We start from the raw sequence: 22,720 nt of genomic DNA, 5'->3' as shown, positions 1-22,720 counted from the left end.
TCGTTTCGGCGGTTATTGGGTTCGTGCGCGCACGACCTCGAGTTCGACGAGCGCGGCGATGTCCTGCGGGGAACGTCCCAACTCGGCGAGCACTTCGGCGGACGCCTCACCGATCAACGGTGCGTGGCGGCGGTGCCCGGCTTGCGAGCGGGAGAACCGCAGCATCGGGCCGAGCTCGCGCACTTCGCCGAAGGTCGGATGCGTGGAGATCTGCACGACGTTCGCCGCGTGCAGTGCCGGGTCGTGCAGCACCTCGCGCGCCATGTCCTGCCGGCATCGTTCGGCCCATACGCCGGCCGCGTCCAGCCGCGCCAGCGCATCGCCGATCGACAAGCGCGCGACAGCCGCCGCGATTGCATCCACCTCTGCGTCGCGCCAGCGTGCCGGATCCTCGTCGAGCCATCCGGTCAGGCCCAGTGCGCCGGCAAACCCGACTGCCGCCTCCCGTCCGCGCACCGCGATCGCGATCCAGCCGTCGGCGGCGCGGTACAGCGCTTCCGCCGGATGAAATCCGGTCTGCCATCGGTTGAGCGGCGGCGCGCCTTCGAAACGGCCGTCGCCGCGCTGCACCAGCTCCGCCAGCAGCGAGATCCCGGCATTGACGAGCGGCGACACGACGAACGCGCTGTCGCCGGTCCGCGCCCGGTGGTAGAGCGCGGCGAGAATTCCCGCCGCGCCGAGGAAACCGGCCGCGAAGTCGACCATCGACGTGCGGTTCCACATCGGCTCCCGGCCTTCGCCGCCCGCGCGCCACTCGTGGCCGCAGTACGCCTGCATCACCATGTCGAAGCCGGCGCGCTCGGCGAGCGGCCCGTCGGCGCCGTACGCCGGGCTTTCGAGCACGACGATGTGCGGATTGAGCGCGCGCAGGCTGTCGACATCGAGGCCGAGCCGTGCCGTGACGCCGGGGCGGAAGTTGCTCATGACAACATCGGCGCCGGCGCACAGCTCGTGCGCGACCCGCCGGCCTTCGGGCGTCTTGAGGTCGATCGCGATCGAGCGCTTGCCGCGGTTGACCGACGTGTAGAAGCGGAACACCGTCCGGTGCGGATCGCCGGCAAGCGTCTCGACCTTCACGACGTCGGCGCCGAGGTCCGCGAGCACCGCAGATGCGAACGGCCCCGCGACGAAGGCGCCGAAATCGACGACGCGCACGCCTTCGAGCGGGCGGGCGCCGGACTTCGGCGACGCGCGACCGCGGGCCGGGCTCGTTTCGACGCGCAAGGGGTTGCCGACGTGACGCGTGCCGTCCGCGTCGGCGACGATGACGCCGTTGTGCCGCACCTGCGGCTCGTCCCAGCAGCGCCCCGGCGGCCACACGGGTTCGGCCGGCAGCCCGCGCTCCCAGATCCGCGCGAGCAGCTCGGCGCTGGTCTTCTTCGCGACGTGGGCCGCGAGCACGTCGATGTCGCCGTAGAAGTTGCGCACGTCGGCGGTCGGCTTCGGGATGCCGCTGTCGTCGGGTCCGACGCTCGGGTCGTCGATTTCGAGCGCCTGGTACATCCGGTACTTCGAACCATGAGCGCCGATCACGAGGTGGATGAACTTGCCGTCGGCGCAGCGGAAGATCAGCGGGACCGGGCTCTTCGGCACCGCGAACTCGGTGTAGGGCGTCGGTTTTTCGACTTCGCACCAGCCGCCGCACGCCCAGGTCATCGCGCCTTCGAGGAGCGACGTGGCGACGACCTGCCCGCGCCCGCTGGCCTCGCGCTCGTACAGCGCCGCGAGCACGCCCGCGAGGCCGCGCATCGCCGCCCCGTAGTTCGCCGGCGCAAAAGCCATCAGCACCGGGCGGTCGAGGTATTGCTCGTGCACGAGACCGGAGCGTGCCTGTACGAGCACTTCGGCGGCGGGCCGTCCGGCAAACTCGCTCGCCGCGGGCGCCGCCTCGAGATCGAGCACGACGAGACGCGGATACTGCGCGGCGAGGGCCGCTGGGTCGTGTCGCCGCGTGACGCCCGGGTAGTCCTCGCCGCCGATCACGCATAGGTCGGCCTCGGCGAGCAGCATCGCAAGCCGCTCCGGCGAATGCCGCGCTTCGGCATCGCGCGGCGCTCCGCGCAACCAGACGTCGTAGGCGGGGTACACCGCGCCGAAGGGATCGCCTTCGGGCGGCTCGACGCGCGTCGCGGTCGCGCCGAGCTCGACGAGGAACTTGGTCACGAGCGCGGGCGCCATGCCGGTGCCGAGATGGACGACGGCGACGTCCGCGAGCAGGTTCGACTTCGGGTTCATGAGTCAGGCTGTCCAGTCGCAAAGGGTCAGTCGGTGGGCGTTTCCGCCCGCGTCACTGCCGCAGCGCACCATGTCGACCGGAAGGCGGGCCGGACGGGATCGCCAGTGAATCATCCGATGAACCTGCGCCGGATCGCCTCCGCGGTGTCCGCCCCCACGCCGACGAGCGCGAGGTAGCGGTCGAGCGAGCCGCAGCGGCGTTCGATCTCGTCCCACGCGGCGTCGAGATACGCGGGATCGACGCCGATCACGACGTCGATCGCGTCGGGGTCGATCTCCCGGCCCTTGAATTCGGCGAGCTTGCCGATGCGCTCTCTCAGCCGTTCCTTGAGCCGCGGCTCGGCGGCGCTGCGTGCATAGTCGTCGTGTATGTCGTCGCGGTTCGCGCCGAGCAAACCGAGCACGAGCGACGCGAAAATCCCGGTGCGGTCCTTGCCCGCGGCGCAATGCACGAGCACCGCCGCGTCAGCGCGCGCCATCGCCGCGAAGGATTCGTTGAAGTGCGCGCGGTGGGCCGGGTCGAACGGGATGCGCCGGTACAGCGCGGTCATCGCGCCGCGGAGCATCGCCGGGGACAAGGGCCCCGCTTCGAGCACGCCGAGGTGCGGTGCCTGGTGGCCTTCGGTCTCGATCATCTCGATGACCTTGCCGGCGAAACCGGGCGAGCGGCGCGACGGCGACGCGTGCCGTTCGGCGGTGCCGCGGAGGTCGATGACGACCTCGACGCCGTAGCCGTCGAGAATCTCGAGATCCGCACCGCTCGCACGATCGAGCGCCGCCGAGCGCAGCAGCCGCCCGCGCTTGATGCGACCGTGGCGTGACGCGCAACCGCCGAAGTCGCGGAAATTGTCGATGCCTTCGAAAAGCAATGCGTCGCGCTTACTCATGACCTTCCCGTGGAGGCAGTGATTCGGTGATTCGGTGATTCGGTGATTCGGTGATTCGGTGATTCGGTGATTCGGCGGACCGCGGTGGCGGCCGCGGTCCGTCGTGTTTACAGCATGCCCTTCGAAATCGCGACTTTCTGCAGTTCGGACGTCCCCGCATACACGCGCTGGATCCGCGCCGCGGTGTACATGCGCGAAATCGGCGTGTCGTCCATCAGGCCCGCGCCGCCGAAGAGCTGCACGCACTTGTCCATCACCCGGCCTTCCATCTCGGTCGTCCAGAGCTTGAGCATCGCGCCCTCGTCGAAAGTCAGGCTGTTCTCCCGCATCTTCAGCAGGCAGGTATCGAGGAAGGCTTCGCCGACGGCGATGTCGGTCCGGATCTCGGCGAGCGCGAACTGCGAGTTCTGGAAATCGATGACGCGCTTGCCGGAGACGACGCGCTGACGGACGTAGTCGAGCGTCAGTTCGAGCGCGGCCTTCGCGGCGCCGACGCAGCGCGCGGCGATCTGCATGCGGTCGCCGAGGAAGGTGCCCATGAGGATCTCCATCCCCTGCCCTTCCTTGCCGAGCAGGTTCGACACCGGCACGCGCACGTCGTTGAACGACAACGCGCCGGTGTCGCCCGAGCCCCAGCCCATCATCTTGATCTTGTGCCGTTCGACCCCCGGCGTGTTCGGGTCGACGATGATCACGCTCATGCCCCGCGCGCGCTGCGACGGGTCGGTCTTGCAGACGACGTACAGCAGGTCGGCGGTCGCGCCGTTCGAGATGAAATACTTCTCGCCGTTGATGACGTAGGAGTCGCCGTCGCGCTCCGCGCGCGTTGTGATCGCGGTGGCGTCGCTGCCGGCGTTGGGCTCGGTCAGCGGCATCGCCTGCGCTATCTCGCCGCTCAGGATGCCCGGGAAGTAGCGCCGCTTCTGCTCCTCGTTGCCGAACTGCACGAGCAGATGGGTCGCGATATCGACCATCAGCGAACTGCCGGTCGTCGCGGACCCGACCGTGCGGCCGAGCTCCTCGGCGAGGATCGCCTGGAACGTGAAATCGCCGCCGGCGCCGCCGTACTCGGGCGGAATGCACGAGCCGAGCAGCCCGGCACGCCCTGCGCTGCACCAGAACGCCTTGTCGAGCCCGCCCTGCTTTTCGAACCGCTTCAGGTGCGGCTCGTGTTCACGGTCGAAAAACGCCCGCGCGGTGCGACGGAACTGCTCGTGCTCCTCGAGATAGCCGATGCGCATTGCCATGTCTCCTTATCGTCCTTGTAGTGCGTGCGGGCGTGCGGCGGCGGACGCCCGGTCGCAGCGCGATCCGGCCGGAACGCGCTGCAGCGATGGTTCTAAACAGGGGTCGCGAGAAACTCCCGCGCGAGCGCGACGAAGTCCTCGGTGCGGTCGTGATGCACCCAATGGCCGGCGTGGTCGAAACGGTCGATTGTCGCGTTCGGGAAGAAGGACATGCGCCCGTCGAGCGTCGGGTCGCCCGCCCAGCTGTCCTTGCCGTACACCAGCTTGACCGGACACGTGATCCGGCTCCACAGGTGGGTCAGCTCGGCGTACGGGATGTCGTTAGGCTGGAACACGCGCACGTAGTTGTCGAACTTCCAGCTGTACGTGCCGTCCTCGTTGCGATTGAGGCCGTGGATCGTCAGGTGGCGCGCCTGGGCCGGCGCCAGGTGCTTGTTCTCCGCATGCATGCGCTCGAACGCCTCTTCGACCGTCGCGTAGCGCTTCACCACGCGTCCCGCCAGCTCGCGCTGCTGCCCGAGCCACTTTTTCAGGCGGTCGACGACCTTCTCCGGCTTACCCTCGTCCGGGCTGTTCGGCAACTGGCCGAGGCCCTCGATGACCATCAGGCGCTGCACGTTCTCGGGATACAGCCCGGCGTAGCGCGTCGCGACGTGGCCCCCGAGCGAGTGCGCGATGATGTTCGCGGGCGCGAGCTGGAGCTGATGGATCAGCTGCGCGAGGTCGTACACGTAACCGGTGGTCGAATACTGCCCGTCGTTCGCCCACGCGCTGTCGCCATGGCCGCGCAAGTCGGGGGCGATCACGTGCCATTCGTCGCGCAACTGCTCGGCGACCCAGTCCCAGTTGCGGCAGTGGTCGCGCCAGCCGTGGATCAGGATCAGCGGCGGCGCCTCCGGGTTGCCCCAATCGACGTAGTGCAGGCGCAGCCGCTGCGATCCGTACATGTAGGAAGTCGGGCCGGAATATTTCATGGCGGGAACCGGCTCAGCTCGTGAAGGCGGCGAGATCTGCGGCGAGATCCCGCAGCTGCCGCGGGAAGGTCGTATAGCCGATGCCCGCGATGCGCAGGTCCTGGTCGCCGCCGCTTTCGAACAGCGTCCGCGTGCCGCCGGTCAGGATCGACAGGTAGAGCGTGCGCCAGACGGTGAAGAAGCGGATGCGCTCGTCGGAAATCGCCGGGCCGCCGGCCGCGCGATACGCGGCCATGAACTCGTCCCACGGCATCAGGCGCTGCACGAGGTACTTGCAGTAGGCGAGATCCTCCGCCGGGTCGCCCGCGTGCGCGAGCTCCCAGTCGAGCAGCGCCGTCATGCGGTCACCCTCGCCCATCGTGTTGTGGAGGCCGGCGTCGCCGTGGACCAGCGCGCGCTCGTTGCCGATCGCATCGAGCTGCAGGTCGAGCCACGCGAAGGCCGCGTCCATCAGCGGCGTCGGCGGCACGTTCTTGCGGTAGCGCTCGCGGAACTGCTCGATCATCGTCCGCACCGGATGCGCTTCGCGGCCGAGGGAGAGCTGGTCGGCGAGTCCGGTCGCATCGATGTCGAGCGAATGCAGGCGGGCGAGCGCGCCGGCGAACTCGCGCAGGAACGCAGGCGTCGCGTCGCTGGCGAAGAGCGTTCCCATCGCGCGTCCCGGCGCGCGGGAGAACGCGATGAAGCGCCCGCCGATCGCGTCGGGGTCTTTCTCCAGCCACAGCGGCTCCGGCACCGGCAGCCCACACTCCCACGCGGCCTGGATGATCGGGTATTCGTAGGTCACCGACGCGCCGGCGACATTCACGCCGAAGTCCTTGCGCAGCACGACCGAGCGCGGGCCGGCGTCGCCGCTGATCTCGGCGAGGATCGTGCCTTTCGACCGGCCGCCGGGGACGGTCGTGAGCTTTACCGCAGCGATCGACTTGTCGTCGGGAAAACGCTTCTTCAGGTAGCGGGTGAAGGAGTCGAGCGGAACCACCAGCTCGGCATTCGACCGCGACCCGGCCGGCTTCGCGTTCTGCACCGCTACGACCTGTTCCTCGACGGCCGAGCGCCACCTGCGCTCGGAGCCGGCGACCGCGGCGACGAGGTCGGCGATCTCGCGCCGCTTGCCCGCGTCGCGCAGGTCGGCGGCGATGAGTTCGTCCGAGAAGGCGCGCGCGTCGCCCGAGGCCGCCACTTGGGCGAGCAGGCCGCCGAGTGCGCGTTCGTGGGCGTCGCTCTCGGCGTCGAGTTCGATCTCGACCGCGAGGCGCGTCAGCAGCATGTCGATCAGTTCCGCGCGCAGCTTCGCCTGCGCCGAGCCGAGTTCGGGTTTGAGGTCGTCGCGCAGCGCCGAGACGACGCTGCGCAGCTTCGCGGAAAGGAGCTTGTTGTCCATGTGGTGCTCACTCAGATCGACGTTTTGCGGAACGTCGGAACAAGGTTACGGTTCGGGCCGGTGGAGTGCGAGCGCCGGCGGTGCTGAACGTCGCCGCCGAGCAGCCCGCGTTACCGGCCGGACAGCCCCCAGCGGGGATGGTCGCCGATGACGAACATCGGCGAGTAGGCCGAACCCGGGACGCCGTTGATCTCGCAGCGCGACAGCTGCTCGCGATGCTTCGGCCGACCGGTGCTGCCGTCGGGGAACACGACGAGTTCGGGATCGGAGACGTCGTAACTGTCGACTTCGACGAGCAGATCCTGGCTCCGCCAGACCCCCTGCCCCTGTCCGTCGTTGAAGCCGCCTTCGTAACCGGCTCCGCGATAGACCCAGGGCCGCCCGACCGCCTGCGACTTCAGCGACCATTGCTCGCCGCTCTCCAGGCCGATTTCGACCGACAGCCGATCGAAGACGCGCGTGCCGGGGACGAACTGGATTTCGTGATCGACGCGCGCGATCGGGACCGCTTCCTCGCCGACGCGCGCGGCCTCGCCTTCGGTGTAGATCCGCTGTCCGTCGCCGTCCTCGATGACCTGCAGCGAACCGGCTTCGCGCCCGTTCGAAAACCCCTGATGCAGCAGGAACATGCCCTTGCCATTGGTGCGCGACGCCGACGCGACGCCGCCGCCGGTCTTCGTCCCGGTCATCGGCTCGAACCCGCCGACGCCGGGCCGCACGCCCCAGCTATGATCGCGCCAGCCGAACCACTCGGCCGCGTCGAAGCGCTCGCCGTCGATTTCGATCCAGCCGGACATGCGGCCGATCTGGTTGTAGCGCAGATAATCCGTCGTCACGCGGCCGTCGAGCCGGCTGAAATGCGGCTGTTCGAGACGCGGCGGCAGCACGTTGTGAAAGCGGATGTCGAGCGCGACCGGGTGGTCGCCGCGTTCGAGCACAAAGCGCAGCTCGCGGAACGGCTCGACGATCTCGAGCCGCAGCGGGCCGATCGCCGCGTCCTTGCCGACGGGCATCGGTCGCAACTGCTTCGACAGGCGCAGGTTGTACTGGCGGCGCGAATGCGACTGCGCGACGACGAAGCCTTCGACGACGTTCATGTTCTTGAAGAACGTGATCCCGGCGAGAAACGCGGCGCTGCCGTCGGGCCGGAACCCGCCCATCAGTTGCCGGTCGTAGAAGCGGTGATCGGTCGTCAGGACGTGCTCGAAAGTCAGCGGGCCCTGGTGGTGCAGCGTTTCGTCGAGTTCGGTCAGCATCTGGATTCCCCGATTGCAATTCACCGTCGCTCACGACGGATTCGCTGGCAGAGACTGTATGGCGCGGCGCCTTTCCACCGCGGCGGCGGCGTTCCGCATTTCCCAGCCGCTCCCGCAGGCGCTCGAATTAAGTATGCATTCTTACCGTATGCATTGCAACCGTATCGATCTTCGATCTCGCGCGGACTCGCCCGCTCCCAAACGATACTGATCAAACCTCGCAGGAAGGTCGGCCTCGTGCTCCGACTCTCCTGCGCGCGCCGCTTCATGTTCGTTCGCGCCGCCGATGCCGTCTAGCGGATGGTGGCACCGCCGTCGACACTCAGTACTTGGCCATTGATCCACTCGCCGTCGGCGGACATCAGCATCGCAACCATCGCGGCAATATCCTCCGGCATGCCCAGTCGAGGGCTTCGAGTGCCTCGCAGGGCCCGCTCGAAGCGCTCCGCCGGAGCGTTCGAGTTGGCTTCCGTGGGCACCATGCCCGGCGCGACGGTATTGGCGCGGATGTTCTCCTTTCCCCAGCGGGAGGCGACATGTCGCATCAATGCGTGTCCTCCCGCTTTCGACATGGCATACGACACGCGCTTGGGCTCGCCGATGAAAGCCGCCGCGGACGAGGTGTAGACGATCGCGCCGCCACCGCGCGCGAGCAGGCGCGGCAAGGCGTGGCGGGTGCAGAGCAGGTGGCCGCGCAGGTTGACCGCGATGACGCGGTCGAAGATCGCCATGTCCAGGTCCAGCGCGTCGGTATCGTGGCGATGCGCGACGAGATCCGCCGCGTTGATATGGATGCCGTCGAGCCCGCCGAAGCTGTCCACCGCGGACTGGATCAGCGCTGCGATCGTCGGTTCGTCCACCATGTCGAAGGCCCGGCCGATCGCCTCGCCGCCCATCGCACGAATCCGCTCGGCCACTCTTTCCGCGCGCTCCGCGGAGAGGTCGCCGACCACGACCCGCGCGCCTTCGGTGGCGAGCCGTATCGCGGTCGCCGCGCCGATGCCCGTTCCGCCGCCGGCAATCACGATCGTCTTTCCTTCCAGGCGTTTCATCGCAGTCTCCTCGATCTCGATTCGATTCGATTTTCAGGGACGGCCGCCGTCTACCCGGATCAGCGCTCCGGTCGTGAAGCTCGAAGCGGGGCTCGCCAGGTACAGGGCCGTCGTGACGATCTCGTCCGGCTCGCCGAAGCGGCGCAGCACCGCATCGGTCCTCGACTCCTTGTCGGCCGGCCAATGCTTGGCGATATCGGTGCGGAAGCTCCCCGGCAGGATGGCGTTCACGCGCACCTTCGGCGCGTATTCGATCGCGTGCGCGGTGGTCAGCACGTTGAGCGCCGCCTTGGCGCCGGCGTACGGAGCGAACTCGGGCCGCGGCGCGAACGCGCCGTAACTGCTGACATTGATGATGCAGCCCCCCGCGCCCGCCGCCATCCGGCTGCCGACGAGCGCGGACAGGCGGAAAGGGCCCTTGAAGTTAAGCCCGATGACCTTGTCCACCAGCTCTTCGGACGTTTCCACCGACGACGGGGATACCGGCGACATGCCGGCATTGTTGATCAGCACATCGACCTTGCCGAACTCCGCATAGCTGCGGTCGACGAGCGCATCGATGTCGCTCCACTTGCCGGCATGGCACGCGATGGCCAACGCGCGCCGCCCCATCCCGCGCACTTCCCCGGCCAGGGCTTTGCAGGCGTCGAGCCTGCGGCTCGCGATGACGACGTCCGCCCCGCGCTCCGCGAACGCGAGCGTCATCGCGCGCCCGAGCCCGCGGCTGCCGCCGGTGACGAGCACGACCTTGCCGGTGAAATCGAAAAACTTGTCCACTTCGCTGTCTCCGTTGTCGTCTGTGCGACCCCCGCGCGGATCACGCCGCGATCAAAATAGCGAACCCGGTCAACCCGCGGCCGCCGCCCGCTCCGCCTGGTATTTCCGCAACTCCTCGCGCGCGATCGTCCGGTTGTGCACCTCGTCGGGCCCGTCGGCGATGCGGATCATGCGCATGCGGGCGAAGGCGAATCCGAGCCCTTCGTCGTCGCACAGCCCCGCCGCGCCGAACGCCTGGATCGCCATGTCGGCGATCGACTGGCCGACCCGTGTCGCCGCGACCTTTATCTGCGCGATCTCGCTGCGCGCCTGCTTGTTGCCGACGGTGTCCATCAGATGCGCGACGTGGTGAGTCAGCAGACGGACCATGTTGAGCTCGGTGCGGGCCTGGGCGATCCGCTCCTGCCAAAGCGACTGCTCGGCGAGCGCCTTGCCGAAGGCAGTCCGTGATACGAGGCGGCGACACACTTTCTCGAGCAGCCGCTCGCACTGGCCGACGATGCGCATGCAGTGGTGAATGCGGCCCGGCCCGAGCCGCCCCTGCGAGATCTCGAAGCCGCGCCCTTCGCCGAGGATCAGGTTCTCCGCCGGCACGCGGACGTTCTCGAAGACGATCTCGGCATGGCCTTTCGGCTCGTCGTGATAGCCGAACACCGCGAGCGGGCGCACGAGTGTGATTCCCGGCGTATCGGGATCGACGATGATCTGTGATTGCTGCCGGTGAAGCGGCGCGGACGGATCGGTCTTGCCCATCACGATGTACAGGCGGTTGTTGGGGTGGTAGGCGTTGGTGATCCACCATTTGCGGCCGTTGATGACGTAATCGTCGCCGTCGCGCTGGATGCGCGTCTCGATGTTGGTCGCGTCGGACGACGCGACGTCCGGCTCGGTCATGCAGTACGACGAGCGGATGCGGCCTTCGAGCAGCGGAATCAGGTACTTGCGCTTCTGCAGCGGGCTGCCGTAGCGGTCGAGCACTTCGATGTTGCCGCTGTCGGGCGCCGAGCAGTTGAAAACCTCGGACGCCCAGATCACGCGGCCCATGACTTCGGCGATCGGCGCGTACTCCAGATTGGTAAGGCCGGCGCCGTGCTCCGAATCCGGCAGGAAGAGATTCCACAAGCCTTCGGCGCGCGCCTTGGCCTTCAGGGTCTCGAGAATCGGCGGCACGCGGAACGGCTCGTCCGGCAGTTCGTGCAACTGCTGCTCGAAGAGCGCTTCGTTCGGATAAACGTGCTCGCGCATGAAGGCGGCGACGCGCTCGCACAGCGCCTTCGAGCGGGGACTTGCACTCAGGCCCATCGGGGAGTCTCCGGAATTGTCATCGGTGGAGGCGGCTCACGCGGTGCGGCCTTCGAGCGTCGCACGCGCGAGCGCGGCGACTTCGAACACCCGCTCCTGCCGGTGCAACACGGCGCGGTTCGACGTCGTGCCGATCGCCGCACGCTTCAGAATGCCCTGAATCATGGCGGCATAGCGGAACTGGGCGTAGCCCAGATAGAAGCCGCGGTGGGGAAGCTCCGCGATGCCGAGGCGGCGGCAATACTTGGCGATGTAGTCGTCCATCGTCGGGATGCCGAGGGCAGCCAGATCCTTGCCGCGCAGGCTGCTCGCAGCCCCGCCGACCTCGTCCACCGGTTCCCACCAGGCGCGCAGGTGATGCGCCAGATCGACGAAGGGATCGCCCAGCGTGGACATCTCCCAGTCGAGCACCGCATTGACCCGAGGCCGCCGGGGATCGATGACGATGTTGTAAAGACCGTAATCGCCGTGCAGCAGGCTGACGCGCTCCTCGCGCGGCATCAGCGCCGGGAGCCGGCGCATCAGCCAGTCCATATCGGGGATGTCGACGAGCTTCGACTGCTCGTACACCTTCGACCACCGCGCGAAATTGCGCTCGGCATAGTGGCCGGCGCGACCCAGGTCTTCGAAGCCGAGCGCGCGATAGTCGAGGCCGTGCAGCTCCGCCAGGCGGGCGACCATGTCGTCATGGATCGCCGCTCGCTCCGGCGCCGGTGTGCCCGGGATATCCGCCTCCCAGAAGATTCTGCCCGCGCTGTAGCTGACCACGTAGAACGAGGAGCCGATGACGCTCTCGTTGGCACAGTAGTGGTAGGGATGCGGAACGGGAAAGCCTGTTCGCGCAAGTGCGGAGATGACCCGGTACTCCCGCTGGATGTCGTGGGCCGAGGCGAGTAGCTGACCGGGCGGGCGGCGGCGCAGAACCGCGCTGACATCCGCTTGCGGGTTGGTCAGCTTGTAGGTCGGGTTCGACTGCCCGCCCTTGAACTTCTCCACCGTGAAGGCGGCCCCTAATCCGTCGACCTTGTCCGACAGGTAGGCGGCCAGCGCAGGAACATCGAGCGCGAGATGCTTGGGCGGGGACTCCGTCCCCGAAAACAGTCGTTGTCGATCGATCGCCATGACGTGCCCGTCCACGAATGCTTAGATCGCGTACTCGCGACAGTTCATCGTCGCCATCAGGGCGGCATCGGCCAGGATGTCGGCGCCGTTGATCACGCGCGCTTCGTCCGAGCACAGGAACACCGCGATCCGTGCGACGTCCTCGGGGGCGCTGATGCTGTTGTTGGACTTGGCCAGCTGCTTGACCGACTCGTTGGCACTGGCGAACGCACGCTTGAGCATCGGCGTGTCGGTAAACCCCGGGCTCAGCACGTTGAAGCGCGGGCCCGTCCGGACATGGGTCTGCGCCAGCTTCATCGTCCATGCGACGACGGCAGACTTCGCGAGGGCATAGCTCATCTGGTGTTCGAGCTGGTGGGCGGCCCAGAACGGCGCCACATCCTCGAAGCGGCGCATCTCCAGTATCTCGCGTACCAGCTCGATCTTGCTGCGCCAGAAGCGCCCCGCCACCGACGCGGTATTCAGCACGCAGCCGCCCGGAGCGATGCGCTCGATCAGGCGTTCGGTGAACATCCGCGTGCCGATGAAATTGACGCCGATGATGGCCTCGGGCGTGTTGCCGTCCGCGCCCATGCCCGCGATGTTGCAGAGGATGTCGATCTTCCCCGGCATCTGCTCGCAGGCGGAAGCGATGGACTCGGCATTGCCGAGGCTCATCGAGACGCGTCGCGAGGCGTGCGGCGCCGGTGAAACGTTCTGCACCGCGACCACTTCGGCGCCCTCGTCCAGGAACATTCCTGCGGCAGCGGCGCCGATGCCGGTCCCGGCTCCGGTCACGACGACGGTCTTTCCTTCGAAACGCATGTCATCCCCTTCTTTGATCGTTGCTGGCGACGCGAAGCGCCTCAGGCTCGCGCCCGCGGCATCGCGTTCTGGTAGGCCGCCACGCTGGCGGCCTCATTTTCGACAACGTTGCTCGTGGCGCCGGCATCGGCGTCGCTGCCCAACGCGACGTTCAGGGCCTCCCAGCGCGCCTCGAGAACCGGGCGGTATTCCGGGTGGGTGAGAATGAACAGCTGGTTGCGCTCGATTCCACGCACGATTTCCTCGGCAACCTCGGCGGGCATCTTGAAATGACTGAATCCCGTCCGAACCCGCGGCAGATCCGTCTTCACGAGATGCGGAGCGATTCGTGCCGAGTTGGCGAGGATGTTTCCGCGCGTGGGGCCCGGACAGACGACCGAGACGCCGATCCCGTCCGGCTCCAGTTCGATGCGCAGCGTCTCGGACAATCCCATGAGCGCGAACTTGGACGCGTTGTACGCGGCGAACCCCGGCGCGCCGAACAATCCCTGGGTCGAAGACGTGTTGACGATGTGACCGGGCAAGTGCTGCGCCTTGAGGCGTCTCGCAACCGCCATCACGCCGTTGTACGTGCCGTTGAGGTTGGTCTCGATCACCCAGTGCCACGCCTGGGACGGCATGTCGAGCAACGGCCCCGGCGCTGCGGTGACACCGGCGACGTTGCACAGCAACTGGACGGGGCCCAGCTGCTGCTCGGCGCGGTCGAGCAGGGCCTCCCAGGCGGCCGCGTCGCGGATATCCAGGCGCGCCGCAATCGCGGTCGCGCCGGCAGCGTTGAGGCTCGCAACCGTGTCCGCCAGGGACTCTTCGTTGATATCGGCGAGCACCAGTTTCATTCCGCGGCCGGCGAGGACTTCGGCCACACCCCGCCCGATACCACTACCGGCACCCGTGACGAGCGCTGTCTTTCCACCGAGTTCAAAACGCATTCGCAGATCTCCACTGAGCGGCCAGCACGTTGGAGGGACGCACACGCCCGGCAAGACGAGTGTCGTTGCGCCGTCTTACGTCGTCGCATCCAGTGCCCCGCCGATGCCGCAGATTTCGTGAGTCAGCGGAACGGCCCGGGGGCCGCCTTCATTCCCGGGAAGCCGCCTCAGGCAGCGCGATCCTGCGGAAAGTAGTAGAGGCCGAGATAGTCGGCGACGAGCGCAGGCCGCTCCACTCCCTCGATCTCGACCGTGCTGAGAAGATTGACGACATGGCCGCCGTCACCTCTGGACTCCAGGCTCTTCAGCGTCTGCTGCAGTCGCACCCGCTGTCCCGGCTTGACCGTCGCGGTGAAACGGAGCTTGTCGAAGCCGTAGCTGAAGCCTCCGGTGTAGCCCGTCACTTCGACGATTTCGCCCTGCATTTCCGGCATCAGGCTCGCAATCAGCAGCCCGTGAGCGATGGGTCCGCCGATCTCGCGCGTCGCCCGTTCGACGTCGACGTGCATCCACTGATGGTCGCCGGTCACGCGGGCGAATTCGTGGATTTGCTCCTGAGTGATGAGGCGCCAGTTGGAACGGCCCAGGTCACGCCCCAGGTTGCTTTCCAGATCGCCCAGATCCAGTTTCAGCGTCATGGTGTCTCCCCATGGTGAGAATGATCGGCCCTGGGGCCCGGTTCGCGTTCGTCATGTGAGCGCAGCGCGTTTGCGCCGGCGGGGCGTCGCCCTTCGGTATCGCGAATCACATCAAAACGCCGGCTGCGAACGAAAAAATCCCCGGCCGGAGCCGGGGCGCATTGCCGCTGGGGATGGCGGCGCGATCAGATCCTGCGCGCGATGTCGTACGCCTGCGCGACGTTGGCGAAGATCGTCGCCGCGTCCTCCGAGCTCGCGTCGAACGCGTCGCCGACCACGTAGGTCTCCAGGCCCATCGACTTCGCGACCTCGGCGAGTCCGCGGTCGGACCGCCGCTCGCTGGCGAACACGACGGTCTTCACCCCCGGCAGGTGCTCGCGGCCCTGGTCGTTGTGCAGCCAGATCTGGTCTTCGCCGTCGATCTCGATGTTGCTGACGTTCTTGATCCGGCGAACGTTCTTCGCCATCGTCCGGCCGACCAGATACCAGCGGTCGTTCGCGGCGAGCTTCTGCGCGAAGTGCTTGTGCGCTTCGGCGACATACACGGTGCGTCCGCCTTCCGAGATGTAGTCCGCGGCCTGCATGCCGATCTGGTCGCCGCCGACGACGAGGACGGGGTCGTCGAGTTCCAGCTGCTCTTCGAGCAGGTCGTCGATCATCACGAACTCGATGTTCTGCGCGTTCGTGACGTTTTCGAGCATCTGCTGCGGCACCTGCGGGACGCTGCCGGTCGCAACGAACACCACGTCGGGCGCCAGCTCCCTGATCAAATCGGCATCGACCATCGTGCCGAGCCGCACGTCCACGCCGTGCTTCGCAAGCTGGCGCTCGTACCACGGCAGCATGTCGGCGATTTCGTGGCGCCCGGGGATCATCGCCGCATAGCGGATCTGCCCGCCGATCCAGTCGCGGCTCTCGCACAGCGTGACCTTGTGGCCGGAGAACGCGGTGCGCCGGGCAGCTTCGAGGCCGGACAAGCCGGCACCGATGACGAGCACTTTCTTCGGGTTGTCCTTCGCCGAGCCTTCGATGTCGATGCACACCGACTCGCGCTGCATGCGCGGGTTCAGCACACAGCTCACCTGACCGGGCGACCCGCGCCGGATCGACCGCATCTCGTGGTCCGCACAGCCGCGGCAGTCGGCGAGGCACTTGCGGATGTCGTCGATGTCGCCGCGGCGCGCCTTCGACACGACCTCGGAATCCACGATCATCGCGCGGCCCATGCACACGATGTCCGCCCTGCCCTCGGCGACCAGCTCGTCGCCCATCACCGGGTTCTTGATGCGGCCGATCGTCGCGACCGGGATCGACACGACCTTCTTTACCGCGTCGGCGAGATCCGTGAAACAGCCCTGCTTCTCGTACATCGGCGGGATCGTCAGGCGCGTGCCACCCATGACGCCGGCCGTCACCGAGATGTAGTCCGCGCCCTCGCGTTCGAGCAGCGGCGCGAGCTCGACCGCGTCGGCGACCGTCCAGCCGCCCTCGCCGGCGAGGAAATCCTCGCCGTTGATCTTCACGCCGACGCCCATCTCGTCGCCGACCGCCTCGCGCACCGCGCGCAGGATCTGGATAAGGAAGCGCGAGCGGTTCTCGAGGCTGCCGCCGTATTCGTCGGTGCGGCGGTTGAAGTACGGCGTCAGGAACGCGCTGATCAGATAACCGTGGCCGGCGTGGATCTCGACGAAGTCGAAGCCGGCGGCCTTGCAGCGGCGCGCGGCGTCGGCGAAGTTGCGCACCACGCCGGCTATTTCCTCGACCGTCAGCGTCTTGAGCTTCGGCGCGTAGCGGCTGTCCGCGACCGCGGCTGCCATCGCCGGGATGCCCGACGGCGACAGATGCACCGAGCCGCTGCTCTGCGTGCCACCGGTCCACAGCTGGATGCCGAACTTGGTGTCGTACTCATGCACCGCGTCGACCAGCCGCTTCAGCGACGGAATCCATTTGTCGTCGTAGAGCGAAACCGGAAAGCGCGGCTTGTCGGTCGCCGGCGGCGGCACGACTTCGGACGCGCCGACCGCCATCAGGCCGGGCTCGGCCTTCGCCCGTTCGACGAAGTACGCGATCATTTCCGGCGTCACGTTGAGGTCCGCATCCAGCATCTGCCCGGCCGACATGCCGGGCATCATGATGCGGTTCCTGACTTCCATTCGGCCGATCCGGATCGGCGAAAACAGGTGGGAAAGTTGGGTCATTCTCGTCTCGCTTGAGTATCGTTTTTTTATTCGGCGACGGACGCTGCACCGCGCGCGCCGCCGCCCTTCTCGAAATCCGTGAAGTCACGGGGCGGGAGGCGGCGGGGCGCCCGCACCGCCCCAGTGCACGGTCGCGGTCGCTGCCGCGCGGCCGAAACAGTCCGCCCCGCAGGCGCTTACGCCTGCAGCGTGACTCCCCGAGCCATCAAGTCCTCGATGCGGGCATCGTCATAGCCTTGCGCGGCGAGGATTTCGCGCGTCGCGCCGCCGAGCAGCGGCGCAGGCCGCACATTGCCGGTGGCCGAGCGCGACAGCTTGAACATCGCCGCCAGCTCGCGGATGACGCCGAACTTCGGATGCTCGACCGCGCGCACCGTGCCGCGCGCGAGGAGCTTCCGGTCGTTCAGGATCGCCTTCTCGCGGTCCTCGCGGCAGACCTCCACCCAGATGCCTTCCGGTTCGAGGAAGGCGGCGAGTTCGTCGGCGGTGAAGTGCGCCACCGCCGCCGCGATCGCCTTCTCGGCCGCCTCGTCCCAAGTGGAGACGGACGCGCTCAGCACGTCGTCGAGCTTCAGCAAGCTACGCAGGCGCAGCGCAGCCTTTTCGCCACGTGCGACGAGCGCGACCCACCCGTTCTTGGTCCGGTACAGCGCCTCCGCGGGGTGGTAGCCGGCGAGCGTGCTGCTCAGCGTCGGCACGCCGGCGAAGGTGCCGTCGGGGCGCTGGATCAATTCCGACAGCGTGAAGAGGCCGGCATTGACGAGCGGCGATTCGAGGGTCACTGCGTTGCCGGTGCGCGCCCGGTGCACCAGCGCCGAGAGCAGCGCAACCGCGCCGATCATGCCGGCGGCGATGTCGGCGAGGTTGGTGCGGTTCCAGCGCGGCGGGTTGCCGCGGCCGGCCGCCTTTGCCTCGTGGCCGCACCACGCCTGCATGACCATGTCGAAGCCCGATTTCTCGGCGAGCGGGCCCTCCGACCCGTAGGCCGGGCTTTCGAGCACGATCAGTCCCGGATTCTGCGCGCGCAGCCGCTCCGCGCCGATGCCGAGCCGCTCGGCGACGCCGGGCCGGAAGTTGCTCATGACGACGTCGGCGTCCCGGCACAGCGACTGCACGACCGCGTTGCCGTCGGGGTCCTTGAGGTCGGCGGCGAGGCCCTTCTTGCCGCGGTTGGCCATCGTGAACGACTTGAAGATCGCGCGGTTCGGATCGCCCGCCTTCGCCTCGACCTTGACGACCTCGGCGCCGAGGTCGGCGAGGATCACGCTTGCGAGCGGCCCGGCGACGAACGCGCCGCAGTCGACGACCTTGACGCCCTCGAGCGGCCGCTCCTTGCCCGGCGCCTTCCTCGCGACGTCGGCCGGCGTCGTCCGGTATAGGAACGGCAGCCCGACGTGGCGGGTGCCGTCCGCATTTTTGACCAGCACGCCGTTGCGCTCGATCTGCGCTTCGCTCCAGCATTCGCCCGGCGCCAGCACCGGTTCGGCCGGCAGCCCCAGCGCCCAGATCGCTTCGAGCAGTTCCTTGCTGTCCTTCTTCGCGACATGCTCGGCGAGCAGGTCGAAGTCGCCGAAGAAGTTCTTCGCGCCCGCGCCCGGCTGCGGCATGCTGACGTCGGTCGGCTTGACCGTCGGATCGTCGATTTCGAGCGCCTTGTACATGCCGTACTTCGACCCGGGCGCGCCGATGACGAGGTGGATATAGACGCCGTCTTTCGCGCGGAAAACAAGCGGCCAGACGCCGCGCGGAATCACGTAGTCCGCTGCCGGCGTCGGCTTTTCGAGCTGCGCCCAGTAGGTGCCGATCCACGCCAGCGCGCCTTCGAAGAGCGAGGTCGTGACGAGCTGTCCCTTTCCGCTGCCCTCGCGCTCGTAGAGCGCCGCGAGCACGCCGATCAGCCCCTGCAGCGCGGCGCCGTAGTTGCCCGGCTCGAACGCGTTGACGATCGGGCGTTCCGGGTCCTGCTCCCACGACAGGCCGGAGCGCGCCTGCGCCGTCAGCTCGGTCAGCGGGCGGCCGGCGTAGTCGGTGCCCTCCGGCCCGTCGGTGATGTCGAGCACGACGAGCCGCGGATGTCGCGCGGCGATCTCGCCCGCGTCGCGGCGGCGCGCGATTTCCGGGTGGTCCTCGCCACCGATCACGCACACGTCGGCGTCGGCGAGCAACTGCTCGAGCCGCTCCGCCGAGTCCGATGCGGAGGCATCGACGCTCGCGCCGCGCCGCCAGACTTCATACGCCGCGTAATGGCCCGCGAAAGGATCGCCGCCGGCGGGCGGCACGCGCGTGACCTGCGCGCCGGCGTCGGCGAGGAATTTCGCGACCAGCGCGGGCGCCATGCCGACGCCCAGATCGACGACCTTCAGGCCGCCGAGCAACTTCACATCCTGCATTTCCAGTCCCCTCCGATGTCATCACTCGTGCGCGCGGGGCCGAAGCCCCGCCGGCGACGAGCGTTACAGCGCGCCTTCCGCGAGATAGCGGCGGCCGAGCAGCGACTTCATCAGCTCGGTCGCGCCGGCGAAGATGCGCTGCACGCGCGCGGCGGTGAACATCCGCGAGATCGGGTTCTCGTCCATCCAGCCGCTGCCGCCCCACAGTTGCACGCAGGCGTCGAGGGTGCGGAATTCGAGTTCGGTGAGCCAGATCTTGGCCATCGACGAGTCGGCGTCGGTGAACGTCCCGGCCCGCATCTTGCGCACCAGCGAGTCGAGATAGGCCCGCCCGACGTTGACCTCGGTCTCGATCTTCGCGAGTTCGAACTGGGTGTTCTGGAACTCGACCAGGCGCTGGCCGAAGATGCGGCGGTTGCGGCAGTGCTCCAGCGTCAATTCGAATGCGCGCTGCGCGGCGCCGATCGAGCGGGCGACGATCTGCATGCGGTCGAGCGAGATCGTCGGGATGAACATCGACATCGCCCTGTTCTCTTCGCCGACGAGGTTCGTCACCGGCACGCGCACGTTGTCGAAGTAGATTTCGCCGGTATCGCCGCCCTTGTAGCCCTGGGTGATCATGCGGCGCTGCGTCAGACCCGGCGTGCCACCCGGGACGATGATGACGCTCATGCCGCGCCCCTTCGCCGGCGGATCGGTCTTGACGATCGCGTAGATCAGGTTCGCCTTCGCGCCGTTCGAGATGAAATGCTTCATCCCGTTGATGACGTAATGGTCGCCTTCGCGCACCGCGGTCGTACGGATCGACGTCGCGTCGCTGCCGGACTCCGGCTCGGTCAGCGCCATCGCCTGCACCACTTCGCCGCTGAGGATGCAGGGGAACCACTGCTTCTTCTGCTCCTCGGTGCCGTGGTCGACGAGGAAGTTCGTGCAGATGTCGGTGCCGATGAACGAGCCGACCGTGGCGCCCGACGGGGCGTAGCCCAGCTCCTCCGCGGCCACCATGATCGCCATGCGGTCCGCGCCCGCGCCGCCGTACTCCTCGGGAATCGTCGTGCCGAGGATTCCGTACTCGCCGGCCTTGCGCCAGATCGCGTAGTCGGCGCCGTTGGCTTCGAATTCCTTCGCGCGCGGCTCGACCTCGCGTTCGAAGAAGGTCCGCACCGTCCTGCGGAACATCTCCATGTCCTCGCCGTAGGGACTTTCGTATGACTGGACCTTCGCGGCCTTTTCTTTAGTGAGCATGCCTGTCTCCGTCTCTCTCGTCTGCCGGTGTTGAGGTTGAGGGTGCGCCGCGGGAACGTACCCGCGGCGGCGGAATTATTTTTCGATCAATCGGCGACGCGCAGCACGACCTTGCCGCGCACGTGTCCACCCCGACTCAGCTCGTGGGCCGCGGCAATTTCGGAAAGCGGGAGCGTCGTCGCCACCACCGGGCGAACTTTGCCGGCATCGACGAGCGCGGCGATTTGGGCGAGCTGCGCGCCGTCCGGCTTCACGCGGGTCTTGACGATCGTGAGTCCGCCTTCTTCCGCCAGCGCGGCGGCATCGGCGCCACCCGCGATGCGGATCACCACGCCGCCCGGCTTCACCAAGGCCCACAGCTCGATCGCCTTCGGGTCGCCGACGAGGTCCAGCAGCACGTCGATGTCCTGCGCGCAGCGCGAAACCGGCGTGGTGCGGAAGTCGACGACCTCGTCGGCCCCAAGAAAGCGCACGAACTCCGCGTTCTTCGGCGACGCCGTCGCGACCACACGCGCGCCCTTCGCCTTCGCAATCTGCACCGCCGCGCTGCCGACCCCGCCGGCGGCGTTATGCACCAGGACTTTCTTGCCCGAGACATCGCGCCCGTCGGCGAAAAAACCCTGCCACGCCGTCAGCGCAACGAGCGGCAGCGACGCGGCCTCCTCGAAGCTCAGCGACGCGGGCTTGCGCGCGAGCTTCGCGGCGTCGACCGCGACGAACTCGGCGCAGGCGCCGACCATGCCGACCAGCCCGAATACTTCGTCGCCCTTGCCGAACCCGGTCACGCCTTCGCCCACCGCTTCGACGACGCCGGCGATGTCCCCGCCCGGCACGATCGGAAACGGGAACTGGAGGATCGCGCGGGCGGCGCCGCTGCGCACCTTCCAGTCGACCGGATTGACGCTGCTCGCCTCGACGCGGACGAGGACTTCGCCGGCGCCCACCGCCGGCACTGAAACGTCCTCGACGCGCATCACTTCGGGGCCGCCATAATCGTGATACCGCACAGCTTTCATCGTTCTTCCCTTACCGACTGGATTGCCCTGGGACGCCGGCGTCCGCTCAAGCGGTCGCACGTGCCCGCGTGTCCTCGATGCCGAAACCGGCACCGAAGCCCATCTGGCGGCCCGCGAGATCGAGGAGGATTTCCTCCGAACCGCCGCCAATCGCGAGCACGCGCACTTCGCGGTACAGCCGCTCGATCTTCGATCCGGTGATGTACGACGCGCCGCCGAGCACCTGTGCGGATTCGCGCGCGACGAGCTCGAACGTGCGCGTCGCCTGCACCTTCAGCAGCGCGATGTCGGACGCCGACGCGCAGCCGCGGTCGAACTGCCACGCGCACAGGTCGGTCCACGCCTGGGTCGTGTTGATCGCCCGCACCATGTCGGCGAGCTTGCTGCGAATCACCGGATGCTGGCCGAGCTTCTTGCCGAAGGTGTCGCGCTCACCGGCCCAGATGCCCGCTTCCTCGAGGCACACGCGCGAATAGGCGAGCGCCTGCTGCGCGGCACCGAGGCGTTCGCTGTTGAAGTTGTTCAGGACGTGCTTGAAGCCTTCGTTCTCCGGCCCGATCAGGTTTTCGACCGGCACGCGCACGTTGTCGAAGTACAGCGTCGCGGTATCCGAACTGTGCCAGCCCATCTTGTCGAGCTTGGTGCGGTCGAATCCCGGTGTCGGCGCTTCGATCAGAAGTATCGAAATGCCGCCCATGCCCGCGCCGCCGGTGCGCACCGCGACGAGGAACACATCCGCGCGCATGCCGTTCGAGATGAAGGTCTTCGAGCCATTGACGATGTACTCGTCACCGCGGCGCTCGGCGCGGGTCTTGAGCTGCGCGACGTCCGATCCGCCGGAGGGTTCGGTAACCGCGAGCGCGATGATCTTCTCGCCGGACAGGATCGCCGGCACGATGCGCTTGCGCACGTCCTCCGAGCCCAGGGTCATCAGCGGCGGCAGCGCGACGGCGTGCGTCAGCAGTCCCGACATCACGCCGCCCGCCGCGGCACCGGCGAGCTCCTCGATCTTCACCAGCTGGTGAAAACTGTTCACCCCTTCGAGCGTGCCGCCGAACTCCTCCGGAAAGCCGAGGCCGAGGATGCCTGCTGCGGCCGCCTTGCGATGAAACTCGCGCGGCACGATGCACGCCTTTTCCCATTCATCGACATGCGGGACCGCCTCGCGCTCGATGAAGCGGCGCAGGCTCGTCGCGAGCGCTTCGTGCGTCTCGTCGTAGTACGGCGAGTTCCGCCGCCATTCGTCGAACAGTTTCATTGCTGT

General features: G+C 67.7%; 18 protein-coding genes. All 18 read right to left on the bottom strand.

What is annotated here, in order from left to right; translation table 11 throughout:
• Positions 1–12: 12 nt before the first annotated feature.
• The 18 genes from ROZ37_RS07710 to ROZ37_RS07625 all read right to left on the bottom strand — a co-directional run bounded on the left by ROZ37_RS07710 (position 13) and on the right by ROZ37_RS07625 (position 22,714).
• Positions 13–2,235, bottom strand: coding sequence for a CoA transferase (locus ROZ37_RS07710; RefSeq protein ID WP_312658681.1), 2,223 nt, complete (start codon positions 2,233–2,235; stop codon positions 13–15).
• A gap of 110 nt (positions 2,236–2,345) precedes the next feature.
• Positions 2,346–3,122 carry a tyrosine-protein phosphatase gene (locus ROZ37_RS07705; protein WP_312658680.1) on the bottom strand — a complete coding sequence of 259 codons (777 nt, stop codon included), beginning with the start codon at positions 3,120–3,122 and terminating at the stop codon, positions 2,346–2,348.
• A 107-nt stretch (positions 3,123–3,229) separates the two neighbouring features.
• The gene (locus ROZ37_RS07700) at positions 3,230–4,369 is read right to left on the bottom strand and encodes an acyl-CoA dehydrogenase family protein (RefSeq protein WP_312658678.1); all 1,140 of its coding nucleotides are present in this window, start codon (positions 4,367–4,369) and stop codon (positions 3,230–3,232) included.
• Positions 4,370–4,461: 92 nt separating this feature from the next.
• Positions 4,462–5,343, bottom strand: a complete 882-nt coding sequence (locus ROZ37_RS07695; RefSeq protein WP_312658677.1) for an alpha/beta hydrolase — start codon at positions 5,341–5,343, stop codon at positions 4,462–4,464.
• A gap of 13 nt (positions 5,344–5,356) precedes the next feature.
• Positions 5,357–6,727: a phosphotransferase family protein gene (locus ROZ37_RS07690; RefSeq protein WP_312658676.1), complete on the bottom strand. Its 1,371-nt coding sequence runs from the start codon at positions 6,725–6,727 to the stop codon at positions 5,357–5,359.
• A gap of 110 nt (positions 6,728–6,837) precedes the next feature.
• A complete protein-coding gene (locus ROZ37_RS07685) occupies positions 6,838–7,983 on the bottom strand; it encodes a hypothetical protein (protein WP_312658674.1) in 1,146 nt (381 codons plus the stop codon).
• A 293-nt stretch (positions 7,984–8,276) separates the two neighbouring features.
• On the bottom strand, positions 8,277–9,035 hold the full coding sequence (locus ROZ37_RS07680) for an SDR family oxidoreductase (protein WP_312658673.1): 759 nt from the start codon (positions 9,033–9,035) through the stop codon (positions 8,277–8,279).
• Between the two features lie 33 nt (positions 9,036–9,068).
• On the bottom strand, positions 9,069–9,812 hold the full coding sequence (locus ROZ37_RS07675) for a glucose 1-dehydrogenase (RefSeq protein WP_312658672.1): 744 nt from the start codon (positions 9,810–9,812) through the stop codon (positions 9,069–9,071).
• 69 nt (positions 9,813–9,881) lie between these two features.
• Positions 9,882–11,114, bottom strand: coding sequence for an acyl-CoA dehydrogenase family protein (locus ROZ37_RS07670; RefSeq protein WP_312658671.1), 1,233 nt, complete (start codon positions 11,112–11,114; stop codon positions 9,882–9,884).
• 36 nt (positions 11,115–11,150) lie between these two features.
• Positions 11,151–12,236: a phosphotransferase family protein gene (locus ROZ37_RS07665; protein WP_312658670.1), complete on the bottom strand. Its 1,086-nt coding sequence runs from the start codon at positions 12,234–12,236 to the stop codon at positions 11,151–11,153.
• Between the two features lie 21 nt (positions 12,237–12,257).
• A complete protein-coding gene (locus ROZ37_RS07660; protein WP_312658668.1) occupies positions 12,258–13,040 on the bottom strand; it encodes an SDR family oxidoreductase in 783 nt (260 codons plus the stop codon).
• A gap of 41 nt (positions 13,041–13,081) precedes the next feature.
• Positions 13,082–13,969, bottom strand: a complete 888-nt coding sequence (locus ROZ37_RS07655; RefSeq protein WP_312658666.1) for an SDR family NAD(P)-dependent oxidoreductase — start codon at positions 13,967–13,969, stop codon at positions 13,082–13,084.
• A 167-nt stretch (positions 13,970–14,136) separates the two neighbouring features.
• Positions 14,137–14,607, bottom strand: coding sequence for a MaoC family dehydratase (locus tag ROZ37_RS07650; RefSeq protein ID WP_312658665.1), 471 nt, complete (start codon positions 14,605–14,607; stop codon positions 14,137–14,139).
• A gap of 185 nt (positions 14,608–14,792) precedes the next feature.
• Positions 14,793–16,805 (bottom strand): FAD-dependent oxidoreductase, encoded by a 2,013-nt coding sequence (locus ROZ37_RS07645; protein ID WP_312658664.1) that lies wholly within the window; start codon positions 16,803–16,805, stop codon positions 14,793–14,795.
• A gap of 176 nt (positions 16,806–16,981) precedes the next feature.
• The gene (locus ROZ37_RS07640) at positions 16,982–19,195 is read right to left on the bottom strand and encodes a CoA transferase (RefSeq protein WP_312658662.1); all 2,214 of its coding nucleotides are present in this window, start codon (positions 19,193–19,195) and stop codon (positions 16,982–16,984) included.
• Positions 19,196–19,258: 63 nt separating this feature from the next.
• On the bottom strand, positions 19,259–20,440 hold the full coding sequence (locus tag ROZ37_RS07635) for an acyl-CoA dehydrogenase family protein (protein ID WP_312658660.1): 1,182 nt from the start codon (positions 20,438–20,440) through the stop codon (positions 19,259–19,261).
• Positions 20,441–20,526: 86 nt separating this feature from the next.
• Positions 20,527–21,456 carry an NADP-dependent oxidoreductase gene (locus ROZ37_RS07630; RefSeq protein ID WP_312658659.1) on the bottom strand — a complete coding sequence of 310 codons (930 nt, stop codon included), beginning with the start codon at positions 21,454–21,456 and terminating at the stop codon, positions 20,527–20,529.
• Positions 21,457–21,502: 46 nt separating this feature from the next.
• Positions 21,503–22,714 (bottom strand): acyl-CoA dehydrogenase family protein, encoded by a 1,212-nt coding sequence (locus ROZ37_RS07625; protein WP_312658658.1) that lies wholly within the window; start codon positions 22,712–22,714, stop codon positions 21,503–21,505.
• Positions 22,715–22,720 lie beyond the last annotated feature (6 nt).

This window comes from Aromatoleum sp. (assembly GCF_032027225.1).
Taxonomy (GTDB): domain Bacteria; phylum Pseudomonadota; class Gammaproteobacteria; order Burkholderiales; family Rhodocyclaceae; genus Aromatoleum.
Note: the sequence above shows the minus strand (reverse complement) of the source record. Positions and strands in the feature narration are given on the sequence as shown.